The 20,871-nt window shown below is 45.3% G+C and carries 22 protein-coding genes and 2 tRNA genes; 5 read left to right on the top strand and 19 right to left on the bottom strand.

Going from position 1 to position 20,871, the window contains the following annotated elements; all coding sequences use genetic code 11:
- Positions 1-25 precede the first annotated feature (25 nt).
- The 5 genes from L692_RS0113230 to L692_RS0113210 form a co-directional block, all read right to left on the bottom strand.
- A complete protein-coding gene (locus L692_RS0113230; protein ID WP_198027757.1) occupies positions 26-646 on the bottom strand; it encodes a HamA C-terminal domain-containing protein in 621 nt (206 codons plus the stop codon).
- Between the two features lie 436 nt (positions 647-1,082).
- On the bottom strand, positions 1,083-2,696 hold the full coding sequence (locus L692_RS0113225; RefSeq protein ID WP_025700543.1) for an RNA-directed DNA polymerase: 1,614 nt from the start codon (positions 2,694-2,696) through the stop codon (positions 1,083-1,085).
- 533 nt (positions 2,697-3,229) lie between these two features.
- On the bottom strand, positions 3,230-4,180 hold the full coding sequence (locus L692_RS0113220) for a site-specific integrase (protein ID WP_025700542.1): 951 nt from the start codon (positions 4,178-4,180) through the stop codon (positions 3,230-3,232).
- Between the two features lie 193 nt (positions 4,181-4,373).
- A tRNA-Leu gene (locus L692_RS0113215) sits at positions 4,374-4,459 on the bottom strand.
- 177 nt (positions 4,460-4,636) lie between these two features.
- Positions 4,637-4,996 (bottom strand): WGxxGxxG family protein, encoded by a 360-nt coding sequence (locus tag L692_RS0113210; RefSeq protein ID WP_025700540.1) that lies wholly within the window; start codon positions 4,994-4,996, stop codon positions 4,637-4,639.
- 124 nt (positions 4,997-5,120) lie between these two features.
- Here L692_RS0113210 and L692_RS32725 point away from each other — a divergent pair, with 124 nt between their 5' ends.
- Complete coding sequence (locus tag L692_RS32725; protein WP_198027756.1) at positions 5,121-5,276, top strand: hypothetical protein; 156 nt, start codon at positions 5,121-5,123, stop codon at positions 5,274-5,276.
- Between the two features lie 97 nt (positions 5,277-5,373).
- On the opposite strand, the gene L692_RS0113200 is transcribed toward L692_RS32725, so the two are convergent.
- Positions 5,374-5,709 (bottom strand): YolD-like family protein, encoded by a 336-nt coding sequence (locus L692_RS0113200; RefSeq protein ID WP_025700538.1) that lies wholly within the window; start codon positions 5,707-5,709, stop codon positions 5,374-5,376.
- 173 nt (positions 5,710-5,882) lie between these two features.
- Positions 5,883-6,407 (bottom strand): hypothetical protein, encoded by a 525-nt coding sequence (locus L692_RS0113190; protein ID WP_025700536.1) that lies wholly within the window; start codon positions 6,405-6,407, stop codon positions 5,883-5,885.
- 130 nt (positions 6,408-6,537) lie between these two features.
- Here L692_RS0113190 and L692_RS0113185 point away from each other — a divergent pair, with 130 nt between their 5' ends.
- Complete coding sequence (locus L692_RS0113185; RefSeq protein ID WP_036723551.1) at positions 6,538-6,990, top strand: NucA/NucB deoxyribonuclease domain-containing protein; 453 nt, start codon at positions 6,538-6,540, stop codon at positions 6,988-6,990.
- 55 nt (positions 6,991-7,045) lie between these two features.
- On the opposite strand, the gene L692_RS33530 is transcribed toward L692_RS0113185, so the two are convergent.
- The 4 genes from L692_RS33530 to L692_RS0113165 form a co-directional block, all read right to left on the bottom strand.
- Positions 7,046-7,177, bottom strand: a complete 132-nt coding sequence (locus tag L692_RS33530; protein ID WP_232238784.1) for a YjcZ family sporulation protein — start codon at positions 7,175-7,177, stop codon at positions 7,046-7,048.
- 101 nt (positions 7,178-7,278) lie between these two features.
- Positions 7,279-7,743: a ferritin family protein gene (locus tag L692_RS0113175; protein WP_025700534.1), complete on the bottom strand. Its 465-nt coding sequence runs from the start codon at positions 7,741-7,743 to the stop codon at positions 7,279-7,281.
- Positions 7,744-7,892: 149 nt separating this feature from the next.
- Positions 7,893-8,246, bottom strand: a complete 354-nt coding sequence (locus L692_RS0113170; protein WP_025700533.1) for a YmaF family protein — start codon at positions 8,244-8,246, stop codon at positions 7,893-7,895.
- A gap of 126 nt (positions 8,247-8,372) precedes the next feature.
- A complete protein-coding gene (locus tag L692_RS0113165; RefSeq protein WP_025700531.1) occupies positions 8,373-8,627 on the bottom strand; it encodes a GlsB/YeaQ/YmgE family stress response membrane protein in 255 nt (84 codons plus the stop codon).
- Between the two features lie 264 nt (positions 8,628-8,891).
- On the opposite strand from L692_RS0113165, the gene L692_RS0113160 reads away from it, so the two are divergent.
- Entirely contained in the window at positions 8,892-9,206 is a 315-nt protein-coding gene (locus L692_RS0113160; protein WP_025700529.1) for a hypothetical protein, read from the top strand.
- Positions 9,207-9,642: 436 nt separating this feature from the next.
- Here the strand turns inward: L692_RS0113160 and L692_RS0113145 are convergent, their stop codons facing one another.
- The gene (locus L692_RS0113145; protein WP_025700527.1) at positions 9,643-9,963 is read right to left on the bottom strand and encodes a hypothetical protein; all 321 of its coding nucleotides are present in this window, start codon (positions 9,961-9,963) and stop codon (positions 9,643-9,645) included.
- A 136-nt stretch (positions 9,964-10,099) separates the two neighbouring features.
- Here L692_RS0113145 and L692_RS0113140 point away from each other — a divergent pair, with 136 nt between their 5' ends.
- The gene (locus tag L692_RS0113140) at positions 10,100-10,330 is read left to right on the top strand and encodes a DUF6199 family natural product biosynthesis protein (RefSeq protein ID WP_025700525.1); all 231 of its coding nucleotides are present in this window, start codon (positions 10,100-10,102) and stop codon (positions 10,328-10,330) included.
- An 892-nt stretch (positions 10,331-11,222) separates the two neighbouring features.
- Complete coding sequence (locus L692_RS32720) at positions 11,223-11,399, top strand: hypothetical protein (RefSeq protein WP_198027755.1); 177 nt, start codon at positions 11,223-11,225, stop codon at positions 11,397-11,399.
- Positions 11,400-11,799: 400 nt separating this feature from the next.
- On the opposite strand, the gene L692_RS0113125 is transcribed toward L692_RS32720, so the two are convergent.
- The 7 genes from L692_RS0113125 to L692_RS0113090 all read right to left on the bottom strand — a co-directional run bounded on the left by L692_RS0113125 (position 11,800) and on the right by L692_RS0113090 (position 20,790).
- The gene (locus tag L692_RS0113125) at positions 11,800-12,975 is read right to left on the bottom strand and encodes a radical SAM/SPASM domain-containing protein (protein WP_025700524.1); all 1,176 of its coding nucleotides are present in this window, start codon (positions 12,973-12,975) and stop codon (positions 11,800-11,802) included.
- Entirely contained in the window at positions 12,959-14,461 is a 1,503-nt protein-coding gene (locus L692_RS0113120; protein ID WP_025700523.1) for a S8 family peptidase, read from the bottom strand. The genes L692_RS0113125 and L692_RS0113120 overlap by 17 nt, the downstream gene beginning before the upstream one ends.
- Before the next feature lies 1 nt (position 14,462).
- Complete coding sequence (locus tag L692_RS0113115) at positions 14,463-16,202, bottom strand: ABC transporter ATP-binding protein (RefSeq protein WP_025700522.1); 1,740 nt, start codon at positions 16,200-16,202, stop codon at positions 14,463-14,465.
- Positions 16,192-16,995 (bottom strand): hypothetical protein, encoded by an 804-nt coding sequence (locus L692_RS0113110; protein ID WP_025700521.1) that lies wholly within the window; start codon positions 16,993-16,995, stop codon positions 16,192-16,194. Before L692_RS0113110 ends, L692_RS0113115 begins: the two co-directional genes overlap by 11 nt.
- Before the next feature lie 2 nt (positions 16,996-16,997).
- On the bottom strand, positions 16,998-17,948 hold the full coding sequence (locus tag L692_RS28720; protein ID WP_025700520.1) for an ABC transporter ATP-binding protein: 951 nt from the start codon (positions 17,946-17,948) through the stop codon (positions 16,998-17,000).
- Positions 17,949-18,089: 141 nt separating this feature from the next.
- Positions 18,090-19,598 carry a radical SAM/SPASM domain-containing protein gene (locus L692_RS0113095; RefSeq protein ID WP_025700519.1) on the bottom strand — a complete coding sequence of 503 codons (1,509 nt, stop codon included), beginning with the start codon at positions 19,596-19,598 and terminating at the stop codon, positions 18,090-18,092.
- Between the two features lie 1,118 nt (positions 19,599-20,716).
- Positions 20,717-20,790 (bottom strand) — tRNA-Ile (locus L692_RS0113090).
- Positions 20,791-20,871 lie beyond the last annotated feature (81 nt).

The following is a 20,871-nucleotide window of genomic DNA, read 5'->3' as shown; positions in this document are numbered from 1 at the left end:
TGTACTGTCCAAGTTCAAATAGGGGCTAAATAGATGTAACCCCACCATTGAGAATATCGTTTATTTTATCGTACTCATGAAACGACTCATTTAGTTCAATATTTGAACCTAAGATACTGATCTCATCTCGTAGGTAGTCAATTTTGCAGTGCTCATGAATGGACTTTATCGCATCAGTTATAGCTCCGCTAAACTGTTGATGGAATTTAGCTTCTCCAAGCCATAATACGGCTTTTCCGTTTTCTATTGAAAAATGCGCACAATCAAAGCCTTTAATTTGGTCTTTTGTTGAACTTCTGAGCCTGACTTTAGTTACAAATTTTTCTGACGGAAAGAAAATAGTCAAAATAATAAATAACAACAGTTCCCCATAATCACCTTTTGAGTTTTTATGTGCTTTTGATATCCTCTCCCAGGCTTTCCTTTGCATCTCACCGAAATCATCATCGTCTTTATATTTTTGTATTTCCTTCTTTGTCAACGCAAAGTGAACAACTGCTTCTCGGATAATTCGAACTAATTCGCTTTGCCTGTAATTTCCTTCCTCATAATTAAGAGTCATTCCAATTTTTTCAGTAATCACGTGTGAATGGCTTAAATTAAATTTGTATATAAGGTTTCGTGCACGAATAGTCAGTTGCTTCATGAAGACTCCCCCAATATTGGAAAGATACTGTAATTCATACTTCGACATAAAAAGTCATATTCCTTCAATTCCCATAACCCATATAGGAAGAACTTAGTAATGTTCATATAAAAGACAGAGTAGTTGTATCTAAGTACCTAGTTCTCACTCCTTGATCTAACTTAGACAAAAAAAGAAGCGGACAAGAGTCCACTTCATGTTATACGCCAATACATCCCTGATTAATTGTCCCTCCGCACTAACAGTGAACAGCACTCCACATGTGCAGGGTGCGTAAAATGGATAAGAATATAATGTATCAGTATTCGCCTAATATTATTACCCTTTAAGTTACCAAAGTTCCTACCTGGTAGGAATTCCTTGTTCCTTAGAGAATGTAATTTCTGAATTAATCCAATTTACATCTTTTGAATTATTTGAAAATTGGGAGGGGTAATCAATACCCTCCTGCTCCACCACCAATTACAGCCCCAATTCGCCCAGGTATATTATTGGTTCTTATATTGTTAGTATTAGTTTGTTGAACAAGAATTGGTAATGTAACTTGTAAATTAGAATTATAAAATTCAACATCATTATTGAATAACGATGAAAAGAATGCATCGTTCAGCAAATAATTAACGCCACCTGGTAATGGTATCCACCCCTTCTTTACAACCTCATACGCAATTAACCAGTGATCGCCGTATAGATCATCAACACTCAAATAACTCGCCCACAAAGTATCATCTAATCCATTAGGGATACTCCCATTCGCCCTCATGTCTAACGAAATGATTGCTACCAGGACATCATCAACCTTTGAAATTTCCTTTGCTGTTGAGCGAGTTATTTTTAAGTTAAGTGACTTTATTAACCATAACCCCCAGGATACTTCATATGCTTGATTCAGTTTTGAATTGTAGCTAATGATTGTATTAAGGGTGGATTCTATTTTTTTAGTGTCCAATTGATATCCTGATTGCTTATAAACTAATAATATTTCAGTGACGGCTGGCAGAACGCTTGCTTCAAACATTATGACATTCAATAATAGTGACTCATAAAGTGACCAATTATCTGAATGAACCAATATTTTTTTTAACATGGATAAAGCGTATTTAATAACATAGCTATCTTCGAATTTCTTTGCTAGTTGTATCATTCTATTTACGAATGTAATTAACTCAGTCCTCTGCTTCTTCGGTCTATTTGGAGTAAATTGAAAATCTCGAATCTCGGAAACCCACTCATATTCTAAGTTGTCGGGTAACTCTAGTATTTCTGTCTTTTCTGGATTTAGTTCTAATTCGAATTCTTTTGTTATTCTATGTAATTTCATTAAAGCATCTTGTGCATCTGCGTAGTTATCGAAAAAAAAGAAAAAATCATCAATGTATCTTATTCCTTTTAGTCTGGGAAATTCGCTCTTAAGCATTTGGTCCATAGCGCTTCCAATTATTTCAGAAAGAATTAAAGAAGAATCGGGACCAATCGGAATTCCAATTGTTTGTTGATCCTGAGTATTACGTACGTACTTATCTAGTTTATTTCCAAGCAGATTGTTATTATGTATATTTTGTTTTGCAATTGCTTTTCCATGATAAGCCCAAGGTATACTATGAGTATAAATTGTCGAATAGTACCTGGAGATATCTGTCTTTAGCATATATTTATAATTTGTAGAGCATTCTAAACGGTGTGATACTATATCACCGAATTCTGAAGCCCTTGTAAAAGCTCGCTTAGAACCTTTTAATACTAGTGGTGTTGTCAGTGAAAAACTCGACTTTTTTAGGAATCTCTTAATGTCCTGCCAATTATCAAAAACTTCTTTGAATAAAAGTAGTTGATTGTATGGATTTGGAATAGCTATCATTCTTCTTGCATGCTTTACTCTAGGTATTGAATGAAAACAACTTTTGCTTTTTTTATTCAAATTTGTTATGGAAGAAACAATGGAGTTGTAGGCGTTAGCCAGATCCTCAGTATTAAATCCTGGAACAACCTCGTTCGGAAAATACCCTGATTTTATTAATTTCCGCATTGTGAGACGAACTTGTTGTGCCATCCCTTAACCCCCAATTTAGTAAAAATAAATATTCGTTAATTACACCTAGCTTCTTAATTATCTCATACGGGATTCCTTTGGGAAATCATTCCCTCAATGAATACTCATAATAATTGTATCATTTTTTAGCATTCAAAAAGTTTCTAAACAAAAAGAGTACTATCCCAATTGCACGGCTCTCACTTAATGACAAACTTGAAATCATTCAAACTGGAAGCTATCAAAGACACAAGAGGGACCTAAGAAATATACCCATAATTTGCCGAAAATCTTCAAACTCTTTCCAGGTCATATTTAAATCTAAAAGGAGGGATAGTTCCCACCTTAACTACATCAATAAATCTCTCAATTCATCGTCCTTCCGCAACGTGAACAATTCTCCCCATCGCTTGAGTGTTCAGTCAATGTAAACTAACCTGTAGAATGAGCAGTGACGGTAAACTTGTAGTGGATTTTTATTTTTACTATCCTATCCCTAAAACTTCTATTTCCCCTCCTAAGAAAAAACGCCCCATAATCGGGGCGAAATAAGTTCAGCCTATCTTACCTGCTCTTTTCTTGACTGGCAGGAGTCTGTTAAGCGGCGAAGCCATCGCATGTTGCTCCTTCATGTCACTTTCTGCAAGATTTACATATCGTTTGGTCATAGTGAGGTCTGTGTGTCCTAAAGACCGTTGTAGAGCCAAGGCGTTGCCGCCCCCTCGAAGGAATCCGATTGCATATGAGTGACGGAGGTCATAAGGGATGATTTTAACCCCTATCTGCTTCGAGTACATTTCCATACGATCTCCCCATGTATGCCGTGTTAGGAAACGGCCTTCATTCGTACAGAATATTGGCGTTCCTCTCTTCCATTCCTTCGGTCGACTTGCAATTAGTTCACTTATGGCTTTAGCAGTCTGAGGGCTTATATTGAGCGTTCTAGAAACCCGTGTCTTGGCGTTCTCTGCTCTTACGTATAGTTCGCTTGCTCTTCCATTGAAATCGTCAGGAAGCAACGAGAACGCCTCTTTGGGGCGGATTCCAGTATCAAGCGTGAGAATGATTAAAGCGAAGTCTCTGAGTCCTGCATACGTCTTTTTATCAGGTGCGTTGATAAGGGCTATTAAGGTCTCCTCGCCGTGTTGTACCACCCTACCCTCTGCTTTACGCTTTTTAAAGCCTTGTAATGGATTCTGATTGAATAGCCCTGTCTTATCCACGCACCAATCATAGAAGGCTCGTAAATAGACCAGTCGATTGTTATAGGTTGCAGGTTTGATATTCTCTGCGAAGTATTCACAGAGCCACTTTTCCAACTGGTGGGGCTGACAACCGAAAGCATTAGGGTATTTATTATAGAATTGATTCACATGCCGCTTATAATCATCGAGCGTATGTTTACTAAGCCCCTGTGCTTTTTTCCATGACATGAACTGTTCTAGTGTTTCCTCCAACGTAGTGGGTATGTGTTCACTGATTCTTAATACTCTTGCTCTCGCCATGTTGTACATGACTCCTTTCGTTTCGTCCTACTGTAATAATCATTTCAAGTAGGTACATCGTTGCGAAAGAAGCCGAGAGTTTTTGATGAATCCTGTGTGTAACAAAAAAAGCCCTAATGTGGCTTTTAACCACACAGGACTCCTTATGTATTCTGGTTAGATACCACCTATACAAAGTGGTAAAACCTATGTATGCCGAGGACGGGGGTCGAACCCGTACGGTAGTCACCTACCGCAGGATTTTAAGTCCTGTGCGTCTGCCAATTCCGCCACCCCGGCAAGGGTAAAATGACATACATGCGCGTGACGCGACAAGATATATAATATCATGATTCCGGATATCGCGCAATCTAATTTTCATCTTTGTTTTTTCGGTGCATCAGCTTTTCTGCAATTGAATGGAACAATAGCCCGCACCGGCACCTTACCGGATACGGGCATTGCCCTTGCTCTTAATTAACGGCGTTCGCCGCTTCTGTTTCTCATGCCCACCAGACCGAACAGGCCCAGCAGACCAAGCCATCCCCAGTTGGAGTAGTTCGTGCGGGGCGCCGTGTTGGCAGCTCGGTATGTTCCGGTACGCGTAGTGCCCAGCGGAGTAACGGTCCCGTCTGTGCGGCCGTTAATCGTATTGTCGTTGGTGTAAGTCGTACCAGTGCCTGTAGGATACACTGTCCGGTTAGCGGTCATTTCAGTACCGCTAATCGTTACGCTTCTTTCTGCGGCTGCGGATACATGGTCCGCATAACCTGCACCCATCAGACTCATCGATACAACAGCGCTGCAAGCAAGGCTAGCCATCAGCTTCTTTTTCAAAGGTGTGTCCCTCCTGTTAAGTTAGTCGCTGTTAGCTTCTCCCCATTGCCCCCGCTCTATGCAGAGCCTGTGAATTATTCATCCGTTGCCGGGAACACTAATCTTGGGAAAGGTGGGATCAACCATGGACATACACAGCGACAGTTACAGAATTGCAGCTCTAAAGGAGCGGGACGATGCTATCGAGATTATTCGCAGCGCCGAAGCCAGCATCGCGCAATTGACGGGCAGCCCCGTTACGCTGATCGCCTATGAGAAGAACGAAGGGCGGGAACGTTAACCCCGAACCCGGGCCGTACAGGTTGCATAAGCATCCTGTTGCCGAATCTGGACAGACGGGCGCGGACTGTCATCCGGGCAGTTCGTTAGCCCCGCTTTCATCCGGGATACACATCGATAATGCAATCCAGTCCGATCCATTTCCATTCATCCGCCCATTGCAGCTTGATTTCACGCGTGTGGGCGTGAATGGACGTAACGAATCCGCTCAGTCTTACATCCTCAAAAGAACCGAACAGAACAACGGTTACCCGGACATGCTCCCTCAGTGACAGCATGAGCATTCTCTCCATCTCTTCCTGCTTCTGGTCATCAAGCACCGGCTGTTGCCGGCGCAGCATCTCCTTCCGATCCTCCAGAATCCGGCTCTTGTGCTCAGGCAGCATCATGCGGCTGCTCTCCCATAACCCGTTTCCCTCCAGCTTCTTGCCCAAAGGGATTCGCCTCCTTTTTCAGAAAAAATTTTTGCACCCGAAAAACAGGAACGTATGTTTGTATTATATCCGCTTTCCGGCTCTTTAATCAACAAGGAAAAAATAACAGCGAAAAAGGCGCTGACAGCTTCCGCCGCTCTCGCGCCTTCCCGTTCGTACGGTTGATCCGGAGTCTATTTGCTGTTCTTCATATCCGGCAACCCGACCGCTTCTTTAGCCTCATTAAGCTTGGAGATACCGTACAGCATAACAATGTCCGCATTTTTATTCATCTGATCGAACTGCTCGGCGGTTACACCCGGCGAATCGGCGCTTTCTGAGGCTTCCTTTTTGATCTCGTAGGCTTTTTGGAAAGAGTCCTTGGCTTCAAGCAACAGCTTCTCGACATCATCCGGCAGTCCAGACGAAATCTCTATGTCATCAGCCTTGTCCGATAAATCGGATGCGGTGTCCTGAAACTTCTGGAGGGCCTTCTCCAGCTCACCAGCCGCCAATGTGCCTCCGGAATAGGAAGCGAGCGCTTTATTAAAATCATCCAGGGACGATTTCGCACTCTGGTCGAGTGTCGACACCTCGTCGTACAATTGCTGAACGCTCTCCTGCACTTCTTCATGGGTCAATGCAGACGGCGTTCCTCCGCTGCAGGCGCCAAGCAGTACAAGTGATATCACGGCGCCCGCCAGTAAGGCTGTTCTCATGTATACTATCCCTCCTGTTAAAAGGATAGAAAAAATTGTCGAAATGCGCAACTGAAAAAAGTAGGAATCATCTGTGACGGATTGCCCGAATGAATTATAATGAAATATACCTTTATGAAAGGAGATTAAAGTGCGTAGACGAAAGCGAACACGAAAGTCACCGACCCATCTTCTGGTCATGATTTTACTGCTTCTGCTGCTGTCTTACCTGGCTGAGAGAAACGGCTGGAACTTCGAGGACTCTCCTTCTTCCGATTCGGAGGTGGTGCGGCTGATCTTCCCGGCAGACGAATACCCGGAGACAGCAGAGCATATCGAGGAGGCCATTGATCAGGGTGAGTCCAGAATATGTACGATTGACCGCAGCGGAGCCGAAGAGAACCGCAAGGAATCCTTAAAAGGCGTCCCTTCCAAAAAGAGCTACGACCGCGATGAATGGCCTATGGCTATGTGCAAGGAAGGCGGAGCGGGGGCGGACATCGCATACATATCGCCGGCGGACAACCGGGGTGCAGGCAGTTGGGTCGGCAATCAGCTGGAGCAGTACCCGGATGGAACACGGGTCGAATTCATCATCAAATAGCAAATAACATAGCCCCTCCAAGCCAAGCTTGAAGGGGCTGCACCGGTTATTGCTGTTAGAACAAACAGGCTTTAGTGATAATAACAAGAAGGATGAAGAGAACCAGGATCGCTCCTGTCGAAGTCCAAGGGCCTACCGGGCCATAACCCGCTCCGCCAACATCACCGCAACCGCAATCAGCACCCATGATCGAAAACCTCCTCTGCAATTGAATACAACATAAGATATGTCAAAGGAAAATATAACGTATGGGCAAAACGGAAATGAACTCTACGGATGCTTGACCATCTACTTGTTCTTGGCATACAGCCAGTTGTAGTAGCTTGCATGCTTCATTTCGTCGGTCATTATTTCGAATATCCAATCCCGATACCGGGGATTAATATGCAGATAGAGAGTGCGGTATTTTTCAAAAGCCTTTAATTCGCCGAGCAAAGCCGTTTCAATCCCCGCCAGATAGCTGGACGGCAGTTGTTCTGAAGCTTCTTCGGTCACAGCGGGAGCCTTGCCGGTTAATTGGGTATACAAGGCTCTGAACATGGCCCGGTGCTTCCTCTCGTCATCACGGATGCCTGTTATGATCTCTTTCTCTTGCGAAGTAGGGGCAAGCTTGATGAGAAAATCATAGAACAGTTCATCATTTCGCTCCCCTTGAATGGACTGCTCGATTAGTTGAAGCACCATATCGTCGTTGCGATAAAACGACCAGTTGACCGATACGGGCCGGGGAATAGCATAGGGTTGATAATACATTTCGAACCAACACCGCCTTATTAAAGGTTTAATCACGGTTACAGGGTATTCACCCATACACCGGCGAGTGCCTAATTCACCATAATGACACGGCAAGAAGGCCAACCGGCCATTTCCGGTCGACCTGAATACCCAGGACGATTCAACCCTTAAGTGAGGGGCGATTCAATCAATGTTGCAAAATTGAACGGGTGGGTGTGACCATCGTTTAATGTGGTTCGGCCTGTTACAAAGTGGACGTGTTTGCCATTTCCGACCGGAATAGCCGGTCCCGTTCTAATTCTTCTCAGATTATGAAAATGGTCCAGGAAATCCGTTCTTTCGAGATCAATTTCATGGACATGACTGTTTCCCACCCGAATAGCCTGCCCTGTAACGCCTGCAAAGCGATGGTTGTGCCGATCCGCGCCTTCTTCAGCCAGCTTCGTGCTGCCTTCAAATTCATGGACGTGTCTTTGTGCCTGTCTTGCTTTCTTCTTTACGGCCGGTCTTTTCTTCTGCATCTGCCGCGTGCCTCCTCCTTAAAATTATGCGAATCACAACATTCTATTAAGGCAGGCTTAGGTAGGTACTGGGCGGGTATCGTGGATACCCGGTTTTCAGCAGCTTCTGGTTCTATCCCCCGTTTATCATCTTCGGCGGCCGTCGCCGCGCGCAATCGCGAAAAAAATAAGCAGCGCCAGAATAGCGCCGACAATCGACGGCACAACATAAAATCCTCCTATGACCGGCCCACGAGCGCCAAGCAACTCCGTTCCCAGCCAAGATCCGACGAAACCGGCAACGATATTGCCGGCAATCCCCCCGGGCACGTCCCGGCCAATCAGATTGCCGCTTAACCAGCCGATCAGTCCGCCGATAATCAATATCCAGATAAGATCCATTCGGTTCCCCCCTTTCAAGCCGTTTGTTCAAAGTATGTTTGGAGCGGGAATAAGTGAAAATCCGGCAGCATGCCGTACACTTGCAGGTTGCCAAGCCAAGAGGCTGTTGGCCAGAAAGACGCGGGGCGCGGTGGTGAGAAGGCAGGCTGCAGACAGAATGGGATCGCTCTATTAACACAAAGCTGCAAGCAAGCATAAATTGTGGTACAGAGGATGCGCCGAATATCCTTTTTGAAGAAAAAGCTTGGGGAGGAAGGGACAATCATGGCCCCTCTCGGAAAACGCAATAACAATCATTCAAGCTCCAAAAAGAAAACTACGGCTTCCGTGCTAAAGGAAAATAAAGGGCTTGAGTTAACCGTGGCCGCCCTGTTGCTGACCGGAAAGCTTAAAGTCGATTCCGTTCAGTTGTACACTGACGCTTCTCTCTTTGTCAGCCTGGTGGGCAGATACAAAAAACTGAGTGATCTAAGCGACAGCAATGTGGAAAAGCTGCTTAACTTCATGAATGATAACGGCAGCTTAACCCTGAACGATCTAATGGAAGCATTGAAAAAGAAAACAGGGAACAACAAATAATTTCACAAAGAAGGTGGGCAACCGAATGAGCAGCTTCGACGGAGAAAGTTTTGCCGGAAACATTCTTCTCATTATCGTTATTGCTTTGCTTATTTTTGGATCAACGGATATCGAGGACTTAACCGGCGCTCCGTCTTCATCCTGAACGAATCCTGCCGGACAAGGTACGGCCGAATGTCCTCATGGTTTTTGGCGATACGTAAATGTCTTCTTTCCCTTCAATTAGGCCATAGTCCTCGCACCGATAAGGGAAAGGCATATACTAGTGTAGAACCCAAAAGGAGGAGAACTCATGAGCAATTACCCGGTTAGTGCAATGTACACCTCTGCTACTGTAATCCTGGTGCTGTATATTCTGCTGGTCATTGTCCTTAAGACTTTTTAGGTCAGACTCCTTCATGAAAATGAGCCTACATCGCGTAGGCTCTTTTTACACTTAGGTGTACAATAAAGTAATAACTAGTAATTCGTAAAGGACAAGGGTTAAAATAAGCTCATCCTGGGCGCTGTATGGACTTCCAAACACACTGCGTTGTCCTCCTGGACGGGGAACGGCCAATGTTAATAATCCTCGTTCACAATGAACGATTCTCCCGACAAAAACTTGACCATCGATCGTCTCAATCCTTACATAACGGTTGACATGAGTGCGGCAAATATGATGCAGATGGTTTCTAAGGGACTTTAACGACTCAATTGAAGCGGGGTTGGCTTTAAACAGAACCTGTTGCTGATATCCGGCGGGTTGCAAGCTCATCGGTTGTCGCCTCCAATTTGTTATTCCTAATCAGCGTATGCACAGACAAAAATAATGTGTTGCCGGCCATGCAGGAGGAAGCGGTGACGATTCTCAGCTGCGCCAGTGGATTCGGCTAATATAAAGGAGATGATTCATGTTGCTTTTTGGAATTTTCCTCAATATCCTCGGACTTCTAATAATCGCGTTCGGTATATTTTCTATTCGCAAACCAACATTTGGCTGGTCATGGAGTGAAGGATGGAAAGTGAAGGGTGACTCGGAGCCAAGCGGCGCCTATATAGGCTCAATAAAGTTTGGTGGAGCAATCTCCATAATACTTGGCTCATTGTTGCTTATAGGCGGTATTCTTAACTTACTTTGCTGATTACTCAAGATAAACTGATTTTTAAATACATGGCGATGTTTTTTTCATAAAAATGTCTTTGTAAACTTGAAAAGATAAACAAGAGCCGTCCAATATGATTACATGGGTTGCTCCGTGATACCACGCCTTTTATAATTTACTATATATTTCTTGTTTTCCCTAAAATATTATCGCTTCATAGGAGGTGTTGAGTTGGATACTGCGAACATTGTGGCTATTACCCTGTTATTTGTTGCTACCACACTAAGTTGTATGACGGTATTTATAGCGAAGGCTCGTAAGAAATAAGTATAAGCTTAGAGCACCACATTTCGCGAAGACCAGCCGCGTGTATGATGCCGGTTGCCGCTGAGCCTTCTCCAGAACAGCCAGCAACCGGCTTGCGGCGTTCCAGGAGCTCACTTGAGCAATGGAACAATCACCTTTTCCATCCGCATACTCAATAAAAGGAGGTATGCACTGCTTAATATCTTTTTCCCCGTATAGGCTGGTACATGCGTTTGATTTTTGCATTTTTCTTTATGCTGTGTTTCCTGTAATCGGGACTGAGTATTCGAAGAATATTTGAATGCAAGCCCCTTCTCCAATCCGCCTGTAGACAGGTACGGCTTTGTCATCAGCTTTCAGTTGTCCACATATTACATGCTTGATGGCTCCTGCCTAGCAACGATGCCCTGATATTGTAGGATTTCGAAATTCAGGATTATATTTGGAGAGTGAGTATAGGGGATTGATCGGGCTCACCCGGGTTCGATTTACATGAGCGCGGCGATGCTTCTGTGTCGGGTAAGCGGAACAAAAACAAGCTGCGCTAATTGGAATAAACTTGCTAGCAGACGGAGTTTATTAGTAAAATGTATATAGTTGGAATTCCAAGCAAAGGAGGAGTACCGTGAAAAAACTCGAATATCGCTGTGTCAATATTGTCGGAGAGTTCAAGCATCTGTTCAAGTCTGACAAAGGCGAACTGAATCAAAAGGTCGAGGATTCTTTAAATGATTTGGGCCGCGATGGTTGGGAATTAGTTGCAGTTGAGGGAACCTGGTTTTACCTTAAAAGGGAAATTTGATCTGAATCAGCATGAAGAAAAGATGGAAGAGGCCAGTCTTCCATCTTAACCCGAAACTATGGATAATTACCAGATATTCTTATGAACGATTACCAGGATGCTACGCTCACCACTTGTCCCACATTCCCAACCTCACCCAGAGCGCCAACACCGACGGTTTCAGCATCAGGCACCGGTCCGTCCAGCAAGCATACCGCACAGGCTGCGCATGTCATACAAGCATTACAAGCTTGACATACACTGCAGCCGTTGCACCAGCCCCATTGAACTTCAGCATATTCAGGTTTAAACATTTGGTATCCTCCTTTCATTGCGTATTCAAGTACTCTCAGGTTCAAACAAATATATATTAACTTCCATGCCCTTCTGATCTCAGGCAGAAGGGATGGAGAGTACCTGGCTAACCTCTGCCGCTGCTGGCGGCAGGCTGCTGGGCTCCCTTCAATGGGAACCACCAGATCGGGAGGGAACGGGTACACATATTCGTCTGCATTTGTCTAGAAGTGCTGTACGAATTAACGATGTTGTTCACGGTGCGGAACAAATCCCGGCTTGTCTCGACCGATGACATCGTGTTCTCCCAAACTTGTTTGATACAAACAGGCTGAGGATCAGTGAAGTCAATGTCCCGGGACAATCTTTCGGCCATGCAGCCACCGCGGCAAGTCTGTGACTCTTCGCAGCCAATGCATGAGGAATGCTCCCCTAAGATCATGCTTTGAATGCAAAACTTGGCCTCTTTCGTACGCTGAAAAGCTTGCTCCAGGGTGTCATTGAATAAGTTTGCCGTTGATTGGGATGCGCTTAAGGGACAGAAGGAAACGTCTCCTTCGCAAGAAATGGCGAGTATATGATCTCCTCCCGGGCAGGGAACGGTCATAAATCCGGATAAATCCTTAAGGTCTTTCGGAAGGAAATGTGTGCCAAAGTAGTGGGGCTGATAACTGGCCGCAGCTTTCAGCATTTCCGCAAGCGCCCTGGTATAGATGCTATCCGTAATGTCCATACTCTGTGCCAACCCGATAGGCATGACCGGCACAGCTCTGAAAAAGGATGCTCCCCAATCATTGGCTTTTTGGGCAACCGAAAAGATCTCCCCAATGTTATCCGGCATGATAGACATGCCGATTCCGGTTCGGATGCGATACAGATCAAGAAGCTGAATCGTCTCTTCGATCCGTTTGCTGATATTGGCGAGTCCGCGAAAGTTATCCATCTTCTCCTCATCCGCATAATCGAGGGAAAGCCGGATGTAGGACAATTTTTGATACCTAGACAAACGTTCGGCTACTTTCTCATCGATCAGCACCCCATTGGAAAGAATGGAGAAACTGATTCCGAGCTTTTCGGTACAGTCCAGAATCTCATAAATATCGTTACGCAGAAAGGGCTCCCCGCCGGCGTAAATGACATGCCTGCAGCCCAGTCGATGCGCATCTGCCAATATCGTTCGAAGGAGAGGGAGAGCCAACACGTCCTTACCGTTCGTATTAGAGCGTGAACAACCGTTTACTCCACAATGACGGCAATCCAGATTACATTGTTTCGTCAATTCAATATTAAGGACCTGAAGCATCAGCAAGTCTCCTCCGTTCAATCTCATAATCGATAACCAGGATGTCGCTAAACATCCCATCGCAATAACATACAAAATTCCCCCTGCCGTCTTCACGGGTCAGAGCTACTGCTTCATCCTTCTGGATGGCAAATGTTTCGTGAACAGGACCTAGCGAAGGATCAACCTCGATTCTTGTATCACCTAACCGATAGTAAATGTCCAGCTCCGGATGTAGAGCTTTCACTTTCAGCAGCAAGCAGGTATTGTCCCCCATGGAAACCTCAGTCACCACAGGTTTAGCCGGCCGATGCCAAAATAATGTATTGTTCAAAGGTTCCTTCTGGCGGGGATCCACAAGCAGAACGCGGTATCTTCCGTATGCAGGTAAGGGAAGCTCGATATTGGCGACTCCTTTCGAAACTTCGACCGATGTGGAGCAGACCACCGACGGGTCTTCGGACGGGTCTATATAAAGAAGCTTCATCTGGAGGCTTACATTCAGGCGTACCGCTGTGCCATCGCTCTCATAGCTCTCTAATCCCAATTGAAGCCACCGGTGGGCCGGAGTGCAGCGGACCTCCCAATATACCTTGGTGTCGTATATCTTCACCGGGGCAGCAGAACGCTGTGCAGGCAGCCTGCTCATGTACGTGAAGACATCATCGAATCTCAGCAACGGAACATTCAAGGAAGCGCCAATTGAAACAGCAATTTCTGTGCGCCGGGTCAAAGATTTGTCCAGCAGATCGCGGAACTCGGCGGCTCCAATCTGCTTATCGACGGATTTAACAAGCGCAGCAAGTACGGACAGAATCGCAGCCGCAAAGGAGGTGCCGGAGAGGTGACAGAGCCCGTTCCCGTCCTTGCTCAAGCCCATTTGCCGAGCGACTGGCTCTGCCAAACGTCCGGGTATCAGGTAACCTGGAGCCAAAACATCCAGATCTCGGTTATAATTCGAATGCTCAGCCAACCCGGCTTGTTCGTAGGAGCCGCATGAGATCACCCGCTTCAAGGAAGCGGGAAACGTTGTTTGCTCCTTGAGGAAGTTGCCCGCCGGCGCGATAACAATTATTCCGCGCGAGACAGCTGCGGTTACAAGCATGGCCATTCTTGGATGAAAAAAGAGATTGCAAGCTTCAATGGAAAGCACATCAACATTCAACTTGATCGCCCGTTCGATTCCCCTGCAAATGGATTCAGTGGGGAGACTCGGCGAGTTGCCAGCTCGAATCGCAATCACTTCGATAGGGTGCCATGAATACTGGTCCAGCAATCGGGTCATTACGCTACCAACAAAAGTGCCGTGACCAACCTGGTCAGCCGCAGACTCCCCGTTCATGTCAACAGAGAGAATCTTCGCGCTTTGAAAAAAGGGATCATCAATATTACAGCCTGTATCAATATAAGCGATTCTTACTTTGCCTTGCTGGACCCGAAGAGGCAATTTTTCCATATGATGTATGCCCAGCAGGTCATTGTCCAGCCATGCATAGGATGGGGACATCTCAGCTCTCACCTGCCATTTGATGAACCCGTAGTGAAAAAGAAGGAGAATCTTGCGGAAGTTCATGGATCACTTCGGGTAGTGTGCCTTGAGCCGCAATGCACCCGTCCCGAACCAGAACAATTTCATCTGCCTCCTCGATATCATCAAGGGTATGGGTAATCATGATGATCGTTTGCTCTATTTCCCGTCGCTGCAACAAGGCATTCAAAATTTGCCGCTTGTTGCTTGCATCAACGGACGACGTTGATTCATCCAGAATCAGGATCGGGTAATCCCGGAAGAGGGAACGGGCTAGACAGATCCGTTGCTTCTCGCCGCCGCTGAAATTTAAGCCGGCTTCACTCATTGAGGTGTGAACTCCGTTCGGTAGGGAATATACGAATTGGGAACTGCTGTCCGCCAAAGCCTTCGACAAGTCTTCCGCCAGAGGCTGCTCTGTACCCAGTTGAATGTTATCCAAAACGCTTCCCTTAAAAAGAGTGGGAGTTTGGGTGACGATTCCGATTTGCTTGCGGATGGATGACATTTCATATTCCATTGCCGGGCGCCCGTTGAACAGAACTTGACCTTCGTCGGGATTCTGCAAACAAGCGATGAGATGGGCGATCGTGGATTTTCCCGATCCGCTTTCTCCTACTATAGCAATCACCTTACCAGTAAGCAGGTTTAAGCTTACATTCTTCAGGATTTCATTTCCATGGTTACCCAGGACGGTAATCCGGTTCAGACTGATGGTGTGAATAGGCTCTTCCATCGCAGTGCTCGAAACATACTGATCCGCATAGACAGGCTCGTCAAGAAAGGCGAACAAACGCTGAGTCGAAGCAGAGACTTGAACGATGACCTGGTTCATGGAAGCGATGGAAAGAATGGGCCCGTATATCCGCCCGATATAAGATGTTATTGCAATCAGATCTCCGAGGCCAATATCATGGTTGATGACCATCCTTGTGCCTGCCCACAAGACGACCACATTGCCTAAACCGGAAACCAGTGAACCGGCTTGTCCCAAAAAGGAATTGGCTACGGACAGTGCAAGATTGTTCTTGAACAACGCCGACAACAATCCGTCCAGCTTCGATTGTCTCGCCTGCTGGGCATGGAAGGCCTGGATGGTGGCAACTCCAGTTAAATCCTCGTGGAAAGAGGTCGTGATTTCGGAGTTGAGCAGTTGACGTTTTGTTGCGTATGCATATAACCTTTTTTTGATCAGGAAGTAGGCTCCGAAATAAATCGGCAGCGTGACCAGCGAGACCAGGGACAGCCTGGGATTCAGGTAAAAGATAAGTACCAGTATGGCAATCAATTGGATCACTTGAACCAGCACCCGCGAAGCGATCGAGGTGATTAGCGAATTGATTTGGGCCACATCGCTATTGACGATAGTGAGGACATTTCCCGTTCCAACCTTGTTCAACGATTGCGCATCAATCCGCATCGACTTTTCGTGAATGGCCGACCTCATTTCCTTTGCGGTAGCTTCCCCAAGCCTTGAGATCAAATAATTCTGTATGAACTCGGTAATCGCCAATAACAACGTCAATGAGACCATACCTGTAATGACCAGGCTCAGCTTCTCGTACTTCTGCTTTCCGATAACCTCATCGATGATATAGGCCATTACCTGAGGGATAAGCAGACCAATGCCCGTTCCTGCCAATATAAAGAACACAGCCAGCAATTGCAGTCTCATATTCATGAAGGCGTATAATCGTTTCAGTTCTTGTTTACCCATCATAGTGGTTTGCTTCCGTTAGATTTGATGTTTGTTGGGTTTGTTTTCTTCTCTCCAGTTTGGAGTAAATCACGTTTTCAGTCGTCATGAATGTAAATAGTCTGAAGATTAATAGGAAAAGTGCAACAAAGCACACGCCATAGACGATCAGAAAAGGCCGGCTTGGATACGCAATCTTTTCCATTTGACTGCCAAACGTCCCCGACATGTTGATAATGGCAAGGATAATGACGGAAAAAGAAGATTTTTTCACGTCGTTCGTGAGCAATTGATAACCTCCGACATAAAGAATGATCAGGAGGATGAAGATTGGATTGAATAGAAGCGAAAACGCCCAGGGCAGTAAGTCAATAGCTAAACTCAGGGAATAATGATAATGCAGGTAAAGCCGAAGCGTAATGTCAAACACGATAATGATAGGGTAGGCAACCATGATGCTAAGTAGAGTCGAGGTTAGTGCCTTTGAAAACCATAATTTGCGTGCGGAATAACCAATAGCCAGCATAGCTTCAACCTCACCCGACATTTTGTTGTTCCAGAATAATTTCGGGAAGAAAGACCAGGCTGAAATCAGGAAAATGGAAATGGATATTCGGACCAGAAAAAGGTTTTCGATATATTGTGTCAGACTTTGCTTTAAATCCATAGGAGATGCTGGATCAGAAATCATTTTTCCCACCGTCTTGAAAATAGTGAAGAAAGGAACACCAATTGCGATCATCATAATCACGAACAGGGTGAGCAAATATTTAACTTTAACATGGTTCCGCATTCCATGTGCAATTAATTGAAGCAAGGCTATTCTCCTTCCTCCACCTTATAAAAACTCATATAGACATCTTCCAGCTTGTTGTCTTGGGCATTCATGCTTGTAAACCGAATATTGCGTTCAATCAGCTTACGCTGGATCATAAACAGGGCATCGAATTCGGACAACTCGAATATCAGCGTGCTCAGGTCCCTTGAAGTGCTGACAACTCCGGGAACGGAGGTTTCAATTTCTTCAATAGCTGACTGGATATCTTCGTTGTCCTCCGTCAACGTGAAAGATACGATCATTGTTTGAGCTTTGAGAACCTGATCCATCGAGCCGGAAAGCTTCAGCGTACCTTGGTCCATCAGGAGCACCTTGTTGCAGATCCGCTCCACCTCATCCAACTGATGCGAGCTCATTAGGATGGTAATGCCCCGCTCCTTCGTCAGTTGCACTAGTAGGTTTCGTATCTCAATCTGCATCATGGGATCGAGCCCGGAAGTTACCTCATCGAGGACAAGCAGTTCCGGCATGTGCACCAAACTGCGGATAATGCACAGCTTCTGCAGCATCCCCTTGGAGAAGGCGCCGACCTTATCCTTCAGCCGATCTTCCATTTTAAACAGCGACGCCAGTTCCAGTATTCTCGCCTTTGAATCTCGGCTGTGCACCCTATACAAGCGGCTGTAGTTAATGATATTGTCCAGCGCGCTCATTTCCTCGCTAAAACCGCTTTTATCAAGCACGAAACCGATGCGCTGATTGATATGTTCCGAAGCGGAGTCGGCTAACCGGTCATATTGAAACATGTTGATGCCGCCTTCATCCGGCCGGATCAGGCCGAGGAGTGCGCGGATCAGAGTAGTTTTTCCAGCGCCGTTGGGACCGATGAGACCGATTAGTTCACCTCTGTCCACCGAGAAGCTGATGTTGTTCAGCATTTTTTTTTTGCCTAATGTTTTCGAGATCCGATCAACTTTAATAACTTGGGGCATGTGCAGCATCCTTTCACAAACAAGCCTTTACTTGGCGAACAGCTGAAATAAAATATAGAAAATTAAATGAATCAGCACAAGGACAGACAGGATACGCAGCAGCCGCCTATTTTTCAGGAGATTCACCATTTTCCCTCCAGTTCAATCAAATACGGAACAGTTCATATCTCCGCAATGGAGCGCGTCGAGTGAAGAAGTTGGAGCTCCCGTCTCTGTGAGACGCTCAAAATCGAAAAATTGATCAACCCGGTTGTTTTTCGCCCACTTACATAGGCCGATGCCTTGCCGTACTCGTTCGACATTTATGATCATAGCCCGGTATGTACACCATTTACAGTACTGCTCATTACCGCATCCGGTACATTCTGCTTCGAGAGGCCATCTGATATTATGGAAAAATGGCGTTATTTGTTCATCCATAATCTCGTTGATCTTATTGTCATAAATGTTCCCCAAGGTAATGAAGCTCTCGTCCATCATGACACAGGGTCTGACATTGCCGTTTGGACCAATAGCTATCGTACGCCAGCCAGCTCCGCAGTTGATCATTGTTTTTTTGAGCTGATTGGAGCGTTCGGCCGATACTTTGTTGACAAAAAAGCTCAGCTCTTCTTTTTCGGTGTATTTATCGATAGCAAGCATTTCCTGAACCTGGGCGGGATTTGGATGGAAAGGAATCTCTTTGCCGCGTCCGTAATTTAGAACATAGGAGTAGCCAAAGAAGGTACTTTTCAGATCATCCTTGACAAAATTCAGAGTATCGATAAAATGATCGAGGTTGTCCAGCGTCATGGTCATGGAGGTGCGAACGGTAAAACCTCGGTCGGTGAGCTGTTTGATTGTATTGGTGGTCCGCTTGAACGCTCCTTTTAACCCTCTGAACTGATCATGATATTCTTCCTTGCAGCTATCCAGACTGATGCTCCAGATAACTTTGTCCTTGTAAGGCTCCAGAAAATCCATGATTTGTGGAGTGACCATCGTTCCATTGGTCAGGATGGCGACGAAATTGAACTTGTCAGCCGCATACTTCAGAATTTCTTTGATGCCCGAGTGAATGAACGGCTCGCCGCCGGTGATTTCGACAAATCTGCCTCCTACATCGTACATTTCTTGGAGCGTGCTGAGGACCTTATCCAGCGGAATTTCATTCTCAGTAATTGAAGGGGAACTGGAACGGTAACAGTGCTTGCAGGTCAAATTGCATTTTGTCGTAACTTCCATGGCAAAGTGCTGAGGGAAATATTTGTCCTTCGCTCCGGTAATCTGCAGAACAGCCGGCGTTTCAGCGATTCGTTCCTGAATCGTCACGTTCTTGAAAATCTCCGTGGAGATATAGAGGAAGGAAATAACATCCTGGGAAAAATCCACGGCTTCGTCGCCCGAGTTGTAATGTTGATTTACAGCCCGAATAATTTCTTCGGTTGTCCGTGTGCCATCACAAAGTTCCAGAAGGGATAATGCGTCATCGTTAATCGTATTCATGGTTCTCGATTGGAAAATAAAGCGGACTTCTTCACCATCATAGTCGCCGTGGATGTAATTGCGGTCAGGCATTTTGTGAACATAGGTTGTGTCATTTACCTTTGGATAAAGTCCGGCAATTTTCAGTGAATAATCACTGAGACTCTCCTGGGTTATCATGTTCATTGTTACCTCTCCTCGTATGATATTTTTTGGAACCTTACCACCAGATAACTTCCAATTCGTTCCATTTCGAAGTTGGAAGTTCTGTTTTTGGCCATGCGATTATGGAGCTACTCATGGAGAAGTATAGCCCGATGATTCAGGAACTTGACATCTTACCGTTAAACATTAAAGGCTTTGTAATGATTTTCACAAATTAGTGCAAGATTTTAACGCCCACTACAAATCGTGTACTCTCTCTACAAGATTACAAAAAATAGGAAAATATCAATAAATGTATTATAATACATACTATACCAAAAATAAATACAGAATGGTGTAGAAAAATGTTGTACATAAAAAATACATAAATTGAACATTTAGTAACCAAAGGGTTCACATAGTTAATCAGTGAGGGCCACCCAATGATAAAATGAAGAAATGTGCCTCCGGCATCAGAAGCATAAATACCAATGGGATATCATCTAATGCCAAGTATCGAGATATTCTAGGGCTCAACAGTATGGGGCTGAGCCACCGCGGCATTGCTGCAAGCCTGTAGGGCTCGCGGAACATGGTTTCTAGAGTTGATCATGAGGAGAGGTCCCACTCCTACTATCTTTATGATTCTATGGCATTGTTGCCGATGGAGCTTTCACAAAATAACCATCTCGTATCCTGAACATCGATCGTGCAGGAGAAGCGTCCTTAAATACTTTTTGAATAATACGGAGGGCAGAATTTTCTGGAAAATAATTTATCGCCAAGAAGAAGACTAGGCCAATACTACTTAAGAACTGCGACCACTTCCAATACTCTGGTGCGTCCCAAAGAATACCTTTGGGTCATAGCTTTGAAATGAAATATGGAAATAGATCAGTGTATGCAATTTCTGAATACTGCGTAAGGCCATGTACATTATATTGTCTACTCGCTGGCCATACACACGGGGATGAAAAGGAAGAGTTCTGGGGGTTTGCTGGAGCGATTCCGTTCTTTGGGGTAGCGAGCCTCTCCTTCACGACTTCTCGAATGCGGGCCTCCTCTTTGCTCGTCAGCCACTGCTGCGTCGTATAGAAGATGCGTGCCTCTGGGTACACGACATAGCAAAAAACCCTTGCTGCGCAAGGGTTTTGTTGAAGTGGGCCCTGAGGGACTCGAACCCCCGACCAATCGGTTATGAGCCGACCGCTCTAACCAACTGAGCTAAGGGCCCTGATCAAAATATCGTAAATAATGGCTGATTGAACTTTGGATGAAATTGGTTGCGGGGGCAGGATTTGAACCTGCGGCCTTC

This window comes from Paenibacillus forsythiae T98, from assembly GCF_000520735.1.
Classification (GTDB): Bacteria; Bacillota; Bacilli; order Paenibacillales; family Paenibacillaceae; genus Paenibacillus_AQ; species Paenibacillus_AQ forsythiae.
The sequence above is the reverse complement of the archived record's forward strand: the minus strand, read 5'-3'. Positions and strand labels throughout refer to the sequence as shown.

Coding starts and splice junctions, on each gene's coding strand:
- L692_RS0113220 (WP_025700542.1), bottom strand. CDS start 4,180: ATGGCGAGAGCAAGAGTATTAAGAATCAGTGAACACATACCCACTACG.
- L692_RS28720 (WP_025700520.1), bottom strand. CDS start 17,948: ATGCCCCAAGTTATTAAAGTTGATCGGATCTCGAAAACATTAGGCAAA.
- L692_RS0113140 (WP_025700525.1), top strand. CDS start 10,100: ATGTTGCTTTTTGGAATTTTCCTCAATATCCTCGGACTTCTAATAATC.
- L692_RS0113160 (WP_025700529.1), top strand. CDS start 8,892: ATGGCCCCTCTCGGAAAACGCAATAACAATCATTCAAGCTCCAAAAAG.
- L692_RS0113170 (WP_025700533.1), bottom strand. CDS start 8,246: ATGCAGAAGAAAAGACCGGCCGTAAAGAAGAAAGCAAGACAGGCACAA.
- L692_RS0113120 (WP_025700523.1), bottom strand. CDS start 14,461: ATGTCCCCATCCTATGCATGGCTGGACAATGACCTGCTGGGCATACAT.
- L692_RS0113125 (WP_025700524.1), bottom strand. CDS start 12,975: ATGCTTCAGGTCCTTAATATTGAATTGACGAAACAATGTAATCTGGAT.
- L692_RS0113230 (WP_198027757.1), bottom strand. CDS start 646: ATGAAGCAACTGACTATTCGTGCACGAAACCTTATATACAAATTTAAT.
- L692_RS0113175 (WP_025700534.1), bottom strand. CDS start 7,743: ATGTATTATCAACCCTATGCTATTCCCCGGCCCGTATCGGTCAACTGG.
- L692_RS0113165 (WP_025700531.1), bottom strand. CDS start 8,627: ATGGATCTTATCTGGATATTGATTATCGGCGGACTGATCGGCTGGTTA.
- L692_RS33530 (WP_232238784.1), bottom strand. CDS start 7,177: ATGGGTGCTGATTGCGGTTGCGGTGATGTTGGCGGAGCGGGTTATGGC.
- L692_RS0113145 (WP_025700527.1), bottom strand. CDS start 9,963: ATGAGCTTGCAACCCGCCGGATATCAGCAACAGGTTCTGTTTAAAGCC.
- L692_RS0113190 (WP_025700536.1), bottom strand. CDS start 6,407: ATGAGAACAGCCTTACTGGCGGGCGCCGTGATATCACTTGTACTGCTT.
- L692_RS0113095 (WP_025700519.1), bottom strand. CDS start 19,598: ATGAACATGATAACCCAGGAGAGTCTCAGTGATTATTCACTGAAAATT.
- L692_RS32725 (WP_198027756.1), top strand. CDS start 5,121: ATGGACATACACAGCGACAGTTACAGAATTGCAGCTCTAAAGGAGCGG.
- L692_RS0113115 (WP_025700522.1), bottom strand. CDS start 16,202: ATGATGGGTAAACAAGAACTGAAACGATTATACGCCTTCATGAATATG.
- L692_RS0113225 (WP_025700543.1), bottom strand. CDS start 2,696: ATGGCACAACAAGTTCGTCTCACAATGCGGAAATTAATAAAATCAGGG.